The sequence below is a fragment of the Streptomyces sp. NPDC008086 genome (genome assembly GCF_042957325.1).
Classification (GTDB): Bacteria; Actinomycetota; Actinomycetes; order Streptomycetales; family Streptomycetaceae; genus Streptomyces.
In genome coordinates this window covers 96,781-112,763 of record NZ_JBIBIA010000014.1, presented here as the reverse complement: position 1 = coordinate 112,763, position 15,983 = coordinate 96,781, and the positions used below count along the sequence as shown (strand labels likewise).

At 70.7% G+C, this 15,983-nt stretch carries 13 protein-coding genes and 2 pseudogenes; 9 read left to right on the top strand and 6 right to left on the bottom strand.

The genetic code is table 11. The annotated features are described in order from the left end of the window. Positions 1-10: 10 nt before the first annotated feature. Both ACFZBP_RS37750 and ACFZBP_RS37745 read left to right on the top strand, forming a co-directional pair. On the top strand, positions 11-2,173 hold the full coding sequence (locus ACFZBP_RS37750) for a beta-galactosidase (protein WP_391420282.1): 2,163 nt from the start codon (positions 11-13) through the stop codon (positions 2,171-2,173). Between the two features lie 30 nt (positions 2,174-2,203). Then, complete coding sequence (locus ACFZBP_RS37745) at positions 2,204-4,006, top strand: RICIN domain-containing protein (RefSeq protein ID WP_391420280.1); 1,803 nt, start codon at positions 2,204-2,206, stop codon at positions 4,004-4,006. Positions 4,007-4,060: 54 nt separating this feature from the next. Here ACFZBP_RS37745 and ACFZBP_RS37740 read toward each other — a convergent pair whose 3' ends face one another. The 3 genes and pseudogenes from ACFZBP_RS37740 to ACFZBP_RS37730 all read right to left on the bottom strand — a co-directional run. Further along, positions 4,061-5,785: an acyl-CoA dehydrogenase family protein gene (locus tag ACFZBP_RS37740; RefSeq protein ID WP_391420278.1), complete on the bottom strand. Its 1,725-nt coding sequence runs from the start codon at positions 5,783-5,785 to the stop codon at positions 4,061-4,063. Positions 5,786-5,899: 114 nt separating this feature from the next. Continuing rightward, on the bottom strand, positions 5,900-6,472 hold the full coding sequence (locus ACFZBP_RS37735) for a helix-turn-helix transcriptional regulator (protein WP_391420408.1): 573 nt from the start codon (positions 6,470-6,472) through the stop codon (positions 5,900-5,902). Positions 6,473-6,667: 195 nt separating this feature from the next. After that, positions 6,668-6,913: pseudogene (locus ACFZBP_RS37730) on the bottom strand (alcohol dehydrogenase catalytic domain-containing protein); the annotation flags it as partial. Between ACFZBP_RS37730 and ACFZBP_RS37725 the strand changes: the two are divergent. The 3 genes and pseudogenes from ACFZBP_RS37725 to ACFZBP_RS37715 all read left to right on the top strand — a co-directional run. Then, a pseudogene (locus ACFZBP_RS37725) lies at positions 6,866-7,087 on the top strand (helix-turn-helix domain-containing protein); the annotation flags it as partial. The pseudogenes ACFZBP_RS37730 and ACFZBP_RS37725 sit on opposite strands and share 48 nt — an antisense overlap. 28 nt (positions 7,088-7,115) lie before the next feature. Next, positions 7,116-7,748 carry an MFS transporter gene (locus ACFZBP_RS37720; RefSeq protein WP_391420275.1) on the top strand — a complete coding sequence of 211 codons (633 nt, stop codon included), beginning with the start codon at positions 7,116-7,118 and terminating at the stop codon, positions 7,746-7,748. Positions 7,749-7,759: 11 nt separating this feature from the next. Further along, complete coding sequence (locus ACFZBP_RS37715; RefSeq protein WP_391420418.1) at positions 7,760-8,131, top strand: hypothetical protein; 372 nt, start codon at positions 7,760-7,762, stop codon at positions 8,129-8,131. Positions 8,132-8,241: 110 nt separating this feature from the next. On the opposite strand, the gene ACFZBP_RS37710 is transcribed toward ACFZBP_RS37715, so the two are convergent. After that, entirely contained in the window at positions 8,242-8,718 is a 477-nt protein-coding gene (locus ACFZBP_RS37710) for a hypothetical protein (protein ID WP_383458178.1), read from the bottom strand. Between the two features lie 282 nt (positions 8,719-9,000). Here ACFZBP_RS37710 and ACFZBP_RS37705 point away from each other — a divergent pair, with 282 nt between their 5' ends. The 4 genes from ACFZBP_RS37705 to ACFZBP_RS37690 all read left to right on the top strand — a co-directional run bounded on the left by ACFZBP_RS37705 (position 9,001) and on the right by ACFZBP_RS37690 (position 14,062). Beyond that, on the top strand, positions 9,001-9,651 hold the full coding sequence (locus tag ACFZBP_RS37705) for a 2Fe-2S iron-sulfur cluster-binding protein (protein WP_391420273.1): 651 nt from the start codon (positions 9,001-9,003) through the stop codon (positions 9,649-9,651). A 12-nt stretch (positions 9,652-9,663) separates the two neighbouring features. Continuing rightward, positions 9,664-10,644 (top strand): FAD binding domain-containing protein, encoded by a 981-nt coding sequence (locus tag ACFZBP_RS37700; RefSeq protein WP_391420271.1) that lies wholly within the window; start codon positions 9,664-9,666, stop codon positions 10,642-10,644. Next, a complete protein-coding gene (locus ACFZBP_RS37695; RefSeq protein WP_391420269.1) occupies positions 10,641-12,836 on the top strand; it encodes a molybdopterin cofactor-binding domain-containing protein in 2,196 nt (731 codons plus the stop codon). The genes ACFZBP_RS37700 and ACFZBP_RS37695 overlap by 4 nt, the downstream gene beginning before the upstream one ends. An 86-nt stretch (positions 12,837-12,922) precedes the next feature. Beyond that, positions 12,923-14,062: an XdhC family protein gene (locus ACFZBP_RS37690; RefSeq protein ID WP_391420267.1), complete on the top strand. Its 1,140-nt coding sequence runs from the start codon at positions 12,923-12,925 to the stop codon at positions 14,060-14,062. On the opposite strand, the gene ACFZBP_RS37685 is transcribed toward ACFZBP_RS37690, so the two are convergent. Both ACFZBP_RS37685 and ACFZBP_RS37680 read right to left on the bottom strand, forming a co-directional pair. After that, a complete protein-coding gene (locus ACFZBP_RS37685; RefSeq protein WP_391420264.1) occupies positions 14,052-14,924 on the bottom strand; it encodes a helix-turn-helix domain-containing protein in 873 nt (290 codons plus the stop codon). The two genes, ACFZBP_RS37690 and ACFZBP_RS37685, sit on opposite strands and share 11 nt — an antisense overlap. After that, positions 14,921-15,805 carry a helix-turn-helix domain-containing protein gene (locus ACFZBP_RS37680; RefSeq protein WP_391420262.1) on the bottom strand — a complete coding sequence of 295 codons (885 nt, stop codon included), beginning with the start codon at positions 15,803-15,805 and terminating at the stop codon, positions 14,921-14,923. Before ACFZBP_RS37680 ends, ACFZBP_RS37685 begins: the two co-directional genes overlap by 4 nt. Positions 15,806-15,983 lie beyond the last annotated feature (178 nt).

Below are 15,983 nucleotides of genomic sequence, written 5' to 3'. Positions count from 1 at the left end.
AGGTTCCTTCATGGCGGATCTACCCGCCCGTGTCCTGTTCGGCGCCGCGTACTACCACGAGTACACGCCCGAGTACGACCCCGAACTGCGCCCCGACGAACGGCTGAAGACCGACCTCGACCTGATGGCCGAGGCGAGCTTCACCGTGATCCGGGTGGGCGAGTCGGTCTGGTCGACCTGGGAGCCGGAGAACGGACGATTCGACCTCGACTGGCTCCAGCCCGTCCTCGACGGCGCCCACGAACGCGGCATCGCCGTCATCCTCGGCACACCGACCTACGCCGTACCGCCGTGGCTGGCCCGGCAGTACCCCGAGATCACCGGCGAGCACGGCACCGGGAAGCGTATCGGCTGGGGCGGTCGCCAGGAGGTGGACTTCACCCACCCCGCCTTCCGCTTCCACGCCGAGCGGGTCATCCGCAAGATCGTCGCCCGGTACGCCGACCACCCGGCGATCATCGGCTGGCAGGTCGACAACGAACCGGGCCTGCACCTCTTCCACAACCAGGGCGTCTTCCAGCGCTTCGTCGACCACCTGCGCGCCCGGTACGGGGACGTCGCGACGCTCAACCGGGAGTGGGGCCTGGTCTACTGGTCGCACCGCCTGTCCACCTGGGCGGACCTGTGGACCCCGGACGGCAACGAACAGCCCCAGTACGACGTCGCCTGGCGGGAGTTCCAGGCCCGCCAGGTCACCGAGTTCATCGGCTGGCAGGCGGACATCGTCCGCGAGTACGCGAGTCCCGGGCACTTCGTCACCACCTGCATCTCGTACACCCGCCAGGGCGTGCAGGACGACGAGCTGGCCGCCCGGCTCGACATCGCCTCCGGCAACCCGTACTACGACATGCAGGACGGCCTCCTGCTCCCCGACCCCACCCCCGACGACCACGAGCAGATCTGGAAGGACACCGGCGTCTGGTCGATGTACCAGACCGCGGACTGGATGTTCTCCTCCCGCCAGGAGCCGTTCCTCGTCACCGAGACCAACGCCGGTTCCATCGGCTTCCCCTGGGACAACCGCCCCGCCTACGACGGTCAGTGGCGGCAGGCCGCCTGGGCGCACGTGGCGCGCGGAGCGCGGATGATCGAGTACTGGCAGTGGCAGACGCTGCGCTTCGGTTTCGAGACCTACTGGGGCGGCGTCCTGCCGCACAGCGGACAGCCCGGCCGTGCCTACGCCGAGATCGCCCGTCTGGGTGCCGAGTTCGAGGCGGCCGGCCCGCTCGTCGCCGGGCTGGAACCGGACGCCGACATCACGGTGGTCTACTCGACGCCCAGCAAGTGGCTGATGCAGAAGCACCCACCCCTGGCGAAGGCCGACGGTGAACCCGACCCGGCCGCCTACCACCGCATCCTCGACCCCTTTTACCGCGGCGCGTTCGAGGCGGGCCGCCAGGTGCGGATCGTGCACGCGAGCCAGCTGCACGACCCGAACGGGGAGCGGGAGGGCATGGCGCCGGAGGAGGCCGCACGCCGCCATCCGGTGCTGGTCGTACCGGCGCTCTACATCGCCGCGGACGCGACCCTCGACTGGCTCACCGCCTACGCCGACGCGGGCGGCCACCTGGTCCTCGGCCCGCGCACCGGCTACGCCGACCATGAGGCGAGGGCCCGGATCGAACCGCAACCCGGGCGCCTCGCCGAGGTCGCGGGCGTCACGTACGACGAGTTCAGCAACCTCGCCCATGACATCCCCGTCCAACCCTCCCCCGGCAGCCCGCTGGGGGTGCCGCAGGAAGCGACGGCGACCCGCTGGGCCGACGGCCTGACCGTCACCGACGCCGACGTCCTCGCCTCCTACGACCACCCCCACTTCGGACGCTGGCCCGCGATCACCACCCGCCGCCACGGAGCGGGCCGTGTCACCTACGTCGGCACGATCCCCGGCCGGGCCCTCGCCCGCGCACTGGCGCGATGGCTCACGCCCTCGGCGATCAGCGGCTGGCCCGACCTGCCGGAGACGGTCACCGCGACGACCGGGACGTCCTCCGACGGACGCCGGATCCATGTGATCCACAACTGGAGCTGGGAGCCGACCAGGGTGGCGGCTCCGGTCGAGCTGTCCGACCTCCTGGGCGGTGACCGCATCCACGCGGGCACCGAGCTGGAGCTCCAGGCGTGGGACGTACGGGTGTTCGTCGCCGCAGCCGTCCCCGCAGACATCCCTTAGTCATCCCCTGGTCTCCCCAAAGGAGGGGCTATGCACAGAAGAAGGCTGAGAAGGGCGCTGAGCACCGTCGTCGCGGCATCCGCGATGGTGGCGATACCCATGAGCGCGCAGGCGTACAACCCGACGGGCGGCACCCTCTACCAACTCGGGAACGAGCCGTGCCTGAAGGGGCGGGGCAACTGCGCCGTCTACCCGAAGTCCGCGCAGCTGCCCAGCGGGCGCCTGGTCGCGTCCTTCGAGAAGTCCACGGTCGTCACGGAGACGGGCAGCGCGGACAAGCAGACGCTCCCGGTGTACAGGAGCGACGACCACGGGACGACGTGGCAGCCCCTGTCCGAGGTCAAGGCTCCGGCGTACCTCTCCAGCGACCCTCGGTACGCGAAGTACACGAGCAACTGGACCAACCCGTACCTCTACGTCCTGCCGCAGAGCGTCGGTAACCTCAAGAAGGGCACCCTGCTCCTCGCGAGTGTCGTGTCGGGCGACGACTACTACTACAAGGAACACAAGGCGGCCGACCCCGACTGGACGCCGTCCAACGACGGGGATCGCAAGGACCTGGCGATCGCTCTGTACTCCAGCACCGACGACGGCGCGACATGGAAGGTCGTCAACATCGTCGCCACCGGTGGCTGGCAGGGCGGCAGCGCGGGCGCGACCGGCCAGAACATCGCCGCCGCGAACACGAACAAGCAGGTGGACCCCCTCTGGGAGCCGTACCTGATGGTCCACAAGGGGCGGCTCGTCTGCTACTACTCCGACGAGAACGACTACACGGGCTTCAACGCGACCACGGGCGTCCCGACCCTGGACCCCGCGAACGACACCGCTGCGGACTCCAAGGGCCAGATCCTCGTCCACAGGACCTGGGACGGCCGCAGCACGGCGTGGAGCGCCCCCGTCGTCGACATCGCCGGGCTGACCCAGGACATGGGCGGCGGCAAGACGGAGATCGGCGGCGGACGGCCGGGGATGACGAACGTCGTCCGCACGACGGACGGCAAGTGGCTGCTGACCTTCGAGTACTGGGCCGGCGGCGCCAACACCCGGTATGTGGTGGCGGATGACCCGTTGAAGTTCCACCTCGGCTCCGCCACGGGCACGGGCGTCACCTCACTGCCGCTCGATGCGGGCTCGCGCGCGCTCGCGACGGGTGGCAGCCCGGTCCTCATCAGGCTCCCCGGCGGCCGCCTGGTCTACAACGCCGCCGGCAGCGGCAACGTATGGGTCAACGAGAGCGGACGCAGCGACGGCGCCTGGAAGGAGTACCAGACGACCTCGCCCGGCGCCTACAGCCGCAACCTGCAGTACGTCGAGGGCACCGGCCGCATCTCCGTGCTCAACAACCAGGGCACCTCGACGCTCCGCTTCGCCGAGGTCGACCTCGGCCACTCGGACGGCGCCTACTACCAGCTCGTGAACCGCAGGACCGACCAGGTGATCGGCACCGGAAACAAGACCAACGACGCGAACATCGGCAACGCGGACGTCCCCGACGTCCGTCTGGAGGCTCCCGGTTCAGTGGCGAACGGGGACACCCAGTACTGGCACGTGGTCACCGAACCGAACGGCGGCGTGAGCCTTCTCAACAAGGCGGGCGGCCGCGCGGCGGCCATCTGGACCGGGAACGCCACGGTCGGCCGGCGGATCGGCCAGTGGGTCGACAACAGCGCCACGGGCAGCTGGAATCTGATCGAGACCGCCGACGGGTTCTACAAGCTGCAGTCCGTCAAGAACACGAGCCTGTACCTGACCGGCGCCACCGCCGGCGCGCCGCTGACCCTGCAGAACGCGGCCACCGACGGTTCACAGGACTGGGAGCTCGTTCGGTAGGCCGACCTGGGGCCCGGTCCCACCAGGACCGGGCCCCCGGTGAGGGACGCGCGCCTATTCGGCCATCTCGTACGTGCCGGAGAGTGCCTCCACCCGCTGCCAGACTCGCTCGGTGCGCGCCTCGTCGACCACCGGCCGTCGGACCGAAGCCAGTGCCCACTCCTGCTGCGGTCCGGTCGCCGAGTCCTTGCCGTGCAGTTCGACGGCGTGCCCGGAGAAGTCCCGAACGAGGACGGCGAACAGTTCGTCGAGTACGTCCTCGTCGAGTCCGGTCAGGGCGGCCTGCTCCAGGACGAGCTGCCCGTGTACGACGAGCGCGAAGAGCTGGCCGACCGCGAGGACGAGGTCGAGGTCACGGCTCTGATCCGCGTCGGGGGCGGCCGTGGCGACGAACTCGCAGAGCGCGTCGGCCTGTTCGCGCAGTCGGGCGACGTTGGGGAGATGCGCGTACGCCTCGAAGGCGGGACGCCAGTCATGGAAGCGCACCGAGCCGAGGCCGCGGGCCGGACCCTGCCGGAACAGGAAGTCGTCGTCGGCCGCGTCGAGGCGGGTCGGCACACGCGGGTACTCGGCCGGGTCGAGGAGGTGGTTGCGCATGAACTTCAGGATCAACGCCAGGTTGACGTGGACCGTGCCCTCCAGCTTCGGCAGGCCGCGGATCTCCACGGCCGCCTGGCTGAAGTAGTTGTCCTTCTCGAAGCCCTTGGCGGCGACGACGTCCCACATCAGGTCGATGACCTTCTCGCCCTCCGTGGTCACCTTCATCTTCGTCATCGGGTTGAAGAGCAGGTAGCGGCGGTCGTCCGGGCCGGCGGAGCGGAAGTAGTCGACAGCGCGGTCGCTGAACAGCTTCATGCCGACGAGCCTGACGTAGGCGTCGGTCAACTCGCGCCGGACGTGCGGGAAGGCGGTGACGGGGCGGCCGTAGAGGACGCGGTTGTGGGCGTGGGTGACGGCCTCGTACATCGCGTGCTCGCAGATGCCGATCGAGGCGGTGCACAGGTTGAACTTGCCGACGTTCACCGTGTTGAGGGCGGCGTCGAAGGCGGCGCGGCCGGTGTGCAGGACGTCCTCGGCGGCTACGGGATAGTCCTCCAGGCGGAACTCGCTGACGAACTTCGACGAGTCGACGACGTTCTTGACCAGGTGGTAGGCCGGGTGACGGCTGTCGGCGGCGAAGAACACGTAGCCGTCCGGGCCCTCGACGTCGGTACGGCGGCCGAAGACGGAGACGAGTCCGGCGGCGTTGCCGTTGCCGATGTAGTACTTGGAGCCGGTGGCACGGAAGCCGCCGTTGGCGTCGGGCGTGAGCAGCATGTCGGTGGAGTAGATGTCGGCGCCGTGCGCCTTCTCGGACAGACCGAACGCGAACACCTCGCCCTGGGAGAGGAGTTCGGCGGCGCGGGCGCGGGCGGCGGCGTTGTCGCTCTGCCAGACCGGGCCGAGGCCGAGGATGGTGACCTGCCAGGCGTACCAGTAGTCCAGGCCGTAGAAGCCGAGGATCTCGTTGAGCGCGGCTATACGGGCGGTGTCCCACCGCTTGTCCGGCTCCCCTTCCGCTGCGGCGGACGACGGCGTCAGGAATGTGGCGAAGAGGTTCTCCTTCGCGGCGAAGGCGAGGAAGTCACCGAGCCACGCGCGGGTCCGGTAGTCCTCGATCAGCTGCCGCTTCCCGCGCTCCTCGAACCAGTCGACGGTGGCACGCAGCAGGCGGCGCGTCTCGGGGTCGAAGTGCGCGGGGTCGTAAGTGCGCGGGTTGAAGAGCAGGTGGTCAGCCATGGTGAGGACCCCTTTTCGGCTGGTGGATGGATGGGAACGGGAGATCTGTCGTCTGGAGGAGACGGGGAGGAGCGGGGGAGGGGGGCGGATGCGGGCGCCGGCGCTGCGGTGGCGTCAGCGGCCCGATCCGAACCGGGCCAGCGTGGCGAGCACGTCGTCCAGCCAGTCGATCATCATCCGCTCGTACGCGATGCCGCCGCGCAGTACGACGTGCTGGAGTTCTCGCTCCGGGTCGAGGGGAGAGTCCGCGGCGGCCAGGCTTGCCTCGGGCCCCGTGAAGTCCCGCTCCTCGCCGGCGAGATAGTGCGCCAGCCGGTCCCGGTGCGCCTGCCGGTGCCGCTCCACCTCGCGGATCAGGGCGGCCGGGTCGTCGAAGGCGGCCCCCCGGATCTTCACCGCCAGGTCGTGGCGGACGCTCTCCGGCTCGATCGGGTCGTGCAACCACGAGGAGAGCGCGGCACGGCCGAGGTCGGCGACTGAGTACTCCTTCTTGTCCGGCCGGCCTTGCTGCGGGATGTCGCGGACTTCGACCCAACCGTCGTTCTCCATACGCTTGAGCACGCGATAGATCTGCTGGTGGGTCGCGGTCCAGAAGTACCCGATGGACCGGTCGAATCGCCGGGCCAGCTCATAGCCGGATCCCGGCTTCTCCAGGAGCGACACCAGGATCGCGTGTTCGAGCGCCATGACGATGATCGTGCTATGCAACTCGTTGCATAGCAACCTCACCCGCTCCGATGCGACGCGTCTCACGCCCTCCCCCCCCAGGGCGCCATCCGCGACCGGACCCCCGATGCCGATGACGTGCGGCGGGTTCAGAAGATGAGGACCACCCGGCCCCGCAGACCGCCGGCCTCCAGCAGCCGACGTGGTCTGGGCGGGGACGACCAGTTGTTCGGCGTACGCGCCGTGCGTGCCGGACACGACCACGACGGCCATGACCCGGTCGCCGACGGTGAGATCGGTATCGGTTCCCTCGCCGATCCGCTCGACCACGCCCGCCGCGTCCATGCCCGGAACGTAGGGCGGTTCGGCGGCGGACACGAAAGGCGACGCCCCGGCGCACGAGCACGTCGACCAATGCGGGCAGAGTGCCGGCGGCCGCTGAGCAGCGATCCTCACCGCCATGACCTGGGTGAATTCCTCAAAGCGCGTCGTGCCGAGCTCGCCCCGGCCGCCGTCGGACTGCCCGGCGGCGGCCCTCGTCGGGTGGTGGGGCTGCGTCGTGAGGAGGTCGCCGTGCTGGCCGCCATCAGCACCGACTACTACGCCCGCCTCGAACAGGGCCGCATCCAGCCCTCGCCGTGCGAAGCGGGTGGCGATCAGCAGCGTGCCGTCGTCCATCCTCACCACGACCTTCCCGGAGGGCCCGCAGCGCAACCGGGCGCTGTCGGTCTTCAGCCTCTTCGGCGCCCTGGGCTACTCCTCCGGCCTGATCCTCGGCGGACTGCTCACCGGGATCGGCTGGCGCTGGACCTTCCTGATGCCGGTCCCGCTCGCCCTGCTCGCCGTCGTCGTCGGCGCCCTGCTGATCCCGCGCGACCACCGCACCGAGAGCGGTGGCCAGGACCCGGCCGGAGCGATCACCCTCACCGCCGGCATGCTGCTCGCCGTATACGCCGTCGTCACCGCCCCCGACCTGGGGTGGACCGACGCGGCGACCCTCGCCACCTTCGGCGCCGCCGTCGTACTGCTGCTCGCCTTCGTCCTGATCGAGCGACGGGTCCGCCATCCGCTGGTCCGCTTCGGCATCCTGCGTCAGGGCACCACCATCCGGGCCAACCTCAGCATGGTCGCCCTGATGGGCGCTTACCTCAGCTTCCAGTTCATGATGACGCTGTTCCTGCAGGACGGGCGCGGCTGGTCGCCGCTGCGCATGGCGTTCGCGCTGCTGCCCGTCGGACTGATCGTCGCCATCGGCTCGCCGCTCGCCTCGTCAACCGCTTCGGGACCGCGCCGCTGATCATCACCGCGATGGTCTCGATGACGCTCGGCTATGTCTGGTTCCTGGTCTCGGCCGGCTCCTCACCCGACTACCTGCTCAGCATGTTCCCGTCCCTGGTGCTCCTCGGCGGCGGGTTCGCGTTCGGCTACGGCGCCATCATGGCCCAGGCCACCGAAGGCATCGACGACTCCGAACAGGGCCTGGCCTCCGGCCTGGTGCAGACCTCCGGCCAGGTCGGCGCCGCCCTGGTCCTCGCCGTCCTGACCGCCGTGCTCTCGGGAGCGGGCGACGGCGGCGCCGACTTCACCCCCTACCGGCCCGGCCTCAACCTCATCACCGGCGTCGCGGTGATCGGCCTGCTTCTGAACCTGGTCCCCGTGCTGCGCCTCCGGCGACGCTGAACGCGGGTACGTCCCGGGGTGGTCGCCATCGCCCTGCGTCGCCGAAGCGACCCGGGCCGGCGCCTACACGGAGAGCGCACACGCGGGCCACTCCGCCGCGGTCCGCGAGGTCAGGCGTCCGGCAGAACGTCGTCGACCAGCGCCGCGACGGTCCTGTCGAACTCCTCCAGAACGTCCAGGAGTCCCGTCCTGCCCCACAGGCACAGACCGAGCACGGTGATGCCCACGGCCGTCATGTGCAAGGCGCCCAGGAGGTCCTGGCCCGACAACGAGCGCATCGCCGAGTGGTCGCCGCGCGCCCAGGCCCGCGTGGCCTCGGCGACGGCGAACTCGTAGTGGGGCGGCGCTGCGGCGGCGACCTCGTCGGAGTGCCGGACCAACTCGTCCAGCTTCCAACGCCTGCCCGTCAGCTCCATGATGCTGATGGTGGAACGCAACAGGGCGCTCAGAACGGCGTACACCTCGACCCGGCTCTCCGGGTTCAGGCCGTTCAACGCGTCCTGGACCGCGTCGGCGTCGTGGGCCGCGTAGCCCCGGACGACGCCCACCGCGCGATCGCGGGACGTCAGGTGCGCTGTGTCGCTCATGGGGTCACCGTACGGTCGCCCCAGTGGGCGCGAATCGGTCTCTCGGCGCACCGGGCATCGGAAGAAGGCACTAAGACCATCGACCGTTCACGGGGCCGACGCCAAGGCAAAGGGGGAGGAAAGTCTCCCTCCCACGCACCGCGTCCGCGATGTCAGACTGCCCGCGTGACCAGCCGCCGCTGTGCGAGCGCGCGGCCCTTCAGGTCCCTTCGGTAACGATCCAGCCCTCCAGGTTCGTGCTGCTGTGTACGGCCGATCCGTCTGCGACGCGAAGGCGTGTGTATGTCGACTGAACTTCCCGAGTCCGCCGTTCCGCCCCCGACGGGGACGGGTGAGCCGTCCACGGCACCCACCCGGCGTACCTTCGTCGCCACCACCGCGGTCGGCGGTGCCGTGGTCGCGGCAGGTGTGATCGGAGGCTCGTTTCTCACCGGCTCGCAGGAGGCCGCCGCTGCCGGGGCACCGCCCGCCGGCCAGCTCTCCCTGACGGTCAACGGCACCCGCCGCACGGTCACGGTGGACAACCGCACGTCTCTCCTCGACCTGCTGCGCGAGCACTTCGGCCTGACCGGTTCCAAGAAGGGCTGCGACGCGGGTGCTTGCGGCGCCTGCACGGTGCTGGTCGACGGGCGTCGGGTCAACTCCTGCCTCACGCTGGCCGTCCGGCTGGAGGGCGCCGAGGTCACGACCATCGAGGGGCTGGCCGACGGTGACGAACTGCACCCGCTGCAGCAGGCGTTCATCGAGCAGGACGCCTTCCAGTGCGGCTACTGCACCCCGGGCCAGATCCTGTCCGGTGTCGCCTGCATCAAGGAGGGCCACACCGGTTCGCCGGAGGAGATCCGCGAGTGGATGAGCGGCAACATCTGCCGCTGCGGGTGCTACGTCAAGATCGTGCGCGCGGTCGAGCAGACCGCCGCCGGCCGGAAGTGAGGCGCGACCGTCATGCATCCCTTCACCTACACCCGCGCCGCCGACACCCGTGACGCCCTCGACGCCGGTCGCAGGGGCGGCCGCTACATCGCCGGCGGGACCACCCTCGTCGACCTGATGCGCCAGACCGTCGAGCACCCCGAGGCCCTGGTCGACATCACCGGCCTGCCCCTGCGCGAGGTCGGCGTCACCGAGCGCGGCGGGCTGCGCATCGGCGCGCTGGTGAGCATGGCCGAGGCCGCCGCCCGCACCAGGGTGCGCACCCTGTACCCGGTCGTCTCCGAGGCGCTGGAGCTGAGTGCCTCGGCCCAGCTGCGGAACATGGCGACCCTCGGCGGCAACATCATGCAGCGCACCCGGTGCACGTACTTCCGTGACGTGACCGCCGACTGCAACAAGCGCGAGCCCGGCTCGGGCTGTGCCGCGCTGCACGGCCACAACCGTACGCATGCCATCCTCGGCACCTCCGACGCCTGTGTCGCCACCCACCCCTCCGACGTCGCCGTGGCCCTCGCGGCCCTGGAGGCCACCGTCCACCTGCTCGGGCCCGACGGTGAGCGACACGTCCCCTTCGCCGACTTCCTGCTGCGGCCACGCAGCACGCCCCACCGCGAACAGTCCGTACGACAAGGGGAGTTGATCACCGCGGTGGAGATCCCCGCCCTTCCACGGCCGCTGAAGTCGGGCTATCTGAAGGTGCGCGACCGGCAGTCGTACGAGTTCGCCCTCACGTCGGCGGCCGTCGCGCTGCACGTGCGCGGCGGGGTGATCCGCGCGGCGAAGGTCGCCGCCGGGGGAGTGGGCACCGTGCCGTGGAAGCTGCCCGCGGTGGAGGCCCACCTCATCGGGGAGCGTCCCTCGCGGCAACTGTGGACGACTGCCGCCGAGCGGGCCGCGCGGGGCGCCCGGCCGCTCGCCCACAACCGGTTCAAGGTCGAGCTGCTCAAGCGGACCGTCGAACGTCAGCTGAGCATCGTAGGAGGTACCAAGTGAGCCCCCAGCCGCAGGCCGCCGTGGGTGCGCCGCTGTCCCGGGTGGACGGACGGCTGAAGGTCACGGGCGAGGCGCGGTACGCCGCCGAGTTCGACGTCGACGGTGCCGTGCACGCCGTGATCGTGGACGCGAGCGTCGGCAGCGGCCGCATCACCTCGATCGACACCCGCGCCGCCGAGAAGCACCCGGGTGTGCTGCGGGTGATCCACCACCGCAACGCGCCGAAGCTGCCCTACCGCGACAACGCCGGGTCCAACAATCCGCCCGGCCGCAGACTGCGGGTCTTCCAGGACGACCGGGTCCTCTTCCACGGCCAGCCGGTCGCCGTCGTGGTGGCCACCACGCTGGAGGCCGCGCAGCACGGCGCGAGCCTGGTGAAGGTCCGTTACGACGCCGGCCAGCCCTCGACCGATCTGCACGAGGCCGACCCGGGCGAGCCGACGAGGTACGCGCGCGGTGACGCGGAGGCCGGCCTGCGCTCGTCGGCCGTACGGCTGGACCTGACGTACCAGTTGGCACGCAACCACCACAATCCGATGGAGCCGCACGCCACGACCGCCCGCTGGGACGGCGATCGGCTGACCGTGTGGGACAAGACGCAGTGGGTGATGGGCACCCGTGACGAACTCGCCGCCGTGTTCGACCTGCCCGCGGACGCGGTACGGGTCATCAACCCGTTCGTCGGGGGCGGCTTCGGCAGCGGGCTGCGCTGCTGGCCGCACACGGTGGTCGCGGCGGTCGCCGCGCGCGTGACGGGGCGTCCGGTGAAGCTGGTGCTCACCCGCCGGCAGATGTACTTCGGGACCGGCTTCAGGCCGTCGTACGCGTACCGGCTGCGGCTGGGCAGCGACCGCGGTGGTCGGCTGCGGGCCGCGGTCCACGACATCGACGCCGAGACCTCGTCGTACGAGACGTTCACCGAGGCGGTCATGGTGGCCGGACAGATGCTCTACAGCATGCCGAACGTCAGCCAGGAGTACCGGCAGGTGCCCTTGGACGTGAACACCCCGATCTGGATGCGCGGCCCGGGACTCGCCTCGGCGTCGTTCGCGATCGAGTCGGCGATGGACGAGCTCGCCCACGAACTCGGCATCGACCCGATCGAACTGCGCCGGCGCAACGAGCCCAGCGAGGACGAGTCCAACGGGCTGCCCTGGTCCACCCGCCGGCTGAGCGAGTGCTACACGGTCGGCGCCCGTGAGTTCGGCTGGGACCGCCGCAACCCCGAGCCCCGCTCGACCCGGGAGGGGGACTGGCTGATCGGGCTGGGCATGGCCGCCGGCGTGTACGACCCGGGGCGGTTCCCCGCGCAGGCCCGCGTCCGGCTGGACGCCGACGGCACCGCGGTGGTCGAGGCGGCCACCAGCGACATGGGGCCGGGCACCTACACCTCGCAGACCCAGGTCGCCGCGAACGCGCTCGGGCTGACCATGCGCACGGTGACGTTCCGGCTCGGCGACTCCCTGTACCCGCCGACCTCCCCGCACGGCGGCTCGGCGACCATGGCCAGCGTCGGCACGGCGGTCGTCGACGCCTGCAATAAGGTGCGGCGGCAGGCGATCGCCCTCGCGGTCGGCGACGAGGAGTCGCCGCTGTACGGCGTGGACGCCGACGACGTGGTGGTGCGCGGAGGCCGACTGCACGTCCAGGGCGACCCGGCGCGCGGCGAGACGTATCGGAGCCTGCTGGCCCGCAACGACCGCTCCCACCTGGAGGGGGACGGCGACTACCCCGGGCCCGGCAGCACCGAGCGGCACTCCTACCACGCCTACAACGCCACCTTCGCCGAGGTCGCCGTCGACGCGACGCTGGGGCTCGTACGGGTGCGGCGGATGCTCGGCGTGTACGACGCGGGCCGCGTCATCAGCCCCAAGCTCGCCGACAGCCAGGCGATCGGCGGCATCGTGGGCGGCATCGGCACAGCCCTGCTGGAGCACACGGTCACCGACCACCGCGACGGCCGGATCGTGAACGCCGGCCTCGCCGACTACCTCGTCCCGGTCAACGCCGATGTCCCCGAGGTCAGGGCGATCTACCTGGACGGCGAGGACAACGCCGGCAACGCCCTCGGCGTCAAGGGGCTCGGCGAGGTGGTCCAGGTCGGGGTGGCGGCCGCGATCGGCAACGCGGTCTTCAACGCCACCGGGCGACGGGTGCGGCAACTGCCCATCACCGCCGAGGCGTTGCTCTGAGCAGAGTGCCCCGGGCCGTGCAGGGAGCGGCCTCCGCCCGGGGCACTCGTTCATCGCTGCGCATCACTTCCACGAAGGACCTGTTCATGCTGAACATCGCGGACACTCTGCACCGTTGGTGCCGCGAGGCCCGCCCCTTCGCCCTCGCCACCGTCGTCGACGTCACCGGCAGCGCACCCCTGCCCGTCGGTACGTCGGTGGCGGTGGACGAGGACGGGAACGCCGTCGGGAGCATCTCCGGTGGCTGCGTCGAGGGCGCGGTCTACGAACTGTGCCGACAGGTGCTCCGCGACGGGGGCGCATCGCAACGCGCCCGGTTCGGCTACTTGGACGACGACGCCTTCGCCGTCGGCCTGACCTGCGGCGGCGAACTCGACGTCCTCGTCCAGCGCATCGACCCCACGGCCCGGCCCTATCTTGCCGTCGCCCTCTCCGACGTCGTCCACGGCCGGCCCACGGCCGTGGCCCAGATCGCCGACGGGCCGGAAGAGCTGCTCGGCCGCATGCTGTACGTCGACGCGAACGGGGACACCCGGCACGACACACTGAGCGGCACAGTGCGACGCGAGTTGAGCGCGCGGGCGCGGGCCCTGCTGCGATCCGGCCGTACGGCCCGGGCGGAGGTCGGCGGGGACGCCGAGACCTGCCCGGAGCGGCTGTCCGCGCTGGTCCACGTCCACGCGTCCCGCCCCCGCATGCTGATCTTCGGCGCGGTCGACTTCGCCGCGGCACTCAGCCGGGCCGGCCGCTTCCTCGGCTACCGGGTCACCGTCTGCGACGCCCGCCCCGTCTTCGCCACCGGGGCCCGCTTCCCGCACGCGGACGAGGTCGTGGTCGACTGGCCCCACCGGTACCTGGAGCGCGCGGACGTGGACGCCCGTACCGTTGTCTGCGTCCTCACGCACGACGCGAAGTTCGACGTACCGCTGCTCCGGCTGGCGCTGGAGCTGCCCGTCGGCTACGTGGGGGCGATGGGCTCTCGGCGTACCCACGAGGAACGCCTGCGGCTGCTGCGTGAGGCCGGTGTGACCGAGGAACGGCTGGGGCGGCTGCGTTCCCCCATCGGTCTCGACCTCGGCGCCCGCACTCCGGAGGAGACGGCGGTGTCCATCACCGCGGAGATCGTCGCCCACGCCAACGGTGGGGCGGGCCTGCCCCTGTCGCAGGGCACGGGCCCGATCCACCGGCCGTCGGTGCGGGAGCGGCCGGTGCCGGTCAGCCGCTGAGGGCGGAGGAGGCGGGCAGGTTCTGGTCGGCGGCCCAGGAGGCGAGGAGGCGCAGCCGCTCATGGGTGGGGGAGCCGGGGGCCGCGGTCCAGACGGTCAGGTGCTGGTCGGGGTCCATGCTGGCGGTGTAGGTGTCCCAGTCCAGGACGAGTTCACCGACGACCGGGTGGTTGAGGGTCTTCGTGCCGACGGTGCGGGCGGCGACCTTGTGGTCGCCCCACCAGGTGGCGAACTGCTGGTCGCGCGTGGACAGTTCACCGACCAGCTCGATCAGACGAGGGTCTTCGGGGTACTGCGCGGCCTCCAGCCGGATCTGCGCCACGGCGATCTGCGCCGAGGCCTCCCAGTCGGCGTACAGGCTGCGCATCGCGGGGTCGGTGAAGATGAGCCGCGGGTAGTTGCGGTGTTTCTCCGGGATGCGGGAGAAATCGGTGACCAGTGCGGCCGCCAGGGAGTTCCAGGCCGGGATGTCCCCGCGCCGGCCCTGCACGATGGCCGGGGTCGCGGTCAGGTCGTCCAGGACACGCTGGAGCTGCGGCTGGACCCGCTGTCTGCCACGGCGCCGGGTCCGGGGCGTGCTCTTGCCGGCGAGCTGGAAGAGATAGCCACGCTCGTCGTCATCCAGATGAAGCACCCGGGCCAGGGTGTCCAGCACGGGAGCGGACGCCTGCATCCGGCCCTGTTCGAGCCGGGTGTAGTAGTCGGTGCTGATCGAGGCGAGCTGGGCGACCTCCTCGCGACGCAGCCCGGCGACCCGGCGGGGCCCACCCGTGTCCGGGAGTCCCACGGTGCGCGGGCTCAACTCGGAGCGGCGCTTCTTGAGGAATGCTCCCAGCTCGTTGAGCGGGACGTTGCTGGTCATGCTTCCCATCCGGAGGAGGCCGGCAGGTGCTGGTCGGCGGCCCAGGAGGCGAGGAGGCGCAGCTGGTCGTGCGCGGGGGTGCCCGGGGCGGCCGTCCAGACGGTCATGTACTGGTCGGGGTCGGCATTGGCGGTGAGGGTGTCGCAGTCGAGGGTGAGCTCACCCACGACCGGATGGAGATAGGTCTTCCTGCCGATGGTGCGGGCGGCGACCTTGTGGTCGCCCCACCATCTGGCGAACTGCTCGTCCCGCAGGGACAGTTCACCGACGAGAGCGATCAGGCGGGAATCCTCGGGATACTTCGCCGCCTCCAGCCGCAGCTGTGCCACCGTGATCCGCGCCGCCGTCTCCCAGTCGGCGTACAGGCCGCGCACCGCCGGGTCGGTGAACAAGAGCCGGGCGTAGTTGCGGTGCTTTTCGGGGACGCGGGAGAAATCCGTGATCAGCGCGGCCGCCAGAGAATTCCAGGCCAGGAGGTCCCCCCGCCGGCCCTGCACCATCGCCGGCGTCGTGGTGAGGCCGTCCAGGACGCGCTGCAACTGCGGCTGGACCTGCTGCGTCCCGCGGCGCCGTGTGCGAGTGACGGTCTTGCCGGCGAGCTCGAAGAGGTAGCCGTGCTCGTCGTCATCCAGATGGAGCCCGCGGGCGAGCGTGTCCAGGACGGGAACGGACGCCTGAATGCGTCCTTGTTCGAGCCGGGTGTAGTAGTCGGTGCTGATCGAGGCGAGCTGGGCGACCTCCTCGCGACGCAGCCCGGCGACCCGGCGGGGCCCGCCCGTGTCCGGGAGTCCCACGGTGCGCGGGCTCAGTTCCGAGCGGCGTTTCCTGAGGAATTCTCCCAGCTCATTGAGGGGGATACTGCTGGTCATGTCTCCCAGCATGGCATCGATCGCACGTCGGGAAGGGGGGAGAGTTTCCTCCCAGGATGTTTCCTTCCCAGGATGAATCTCTCCGCTTTTCGCGCCCGTGTCCGCGTGTGAGGCTCGATATCGAGCAGCCCGGAGCAAAGCACAGGATGCCTTCTTGTTCGAGGCTGCCGAGCCAGAACCCCTCGCACCG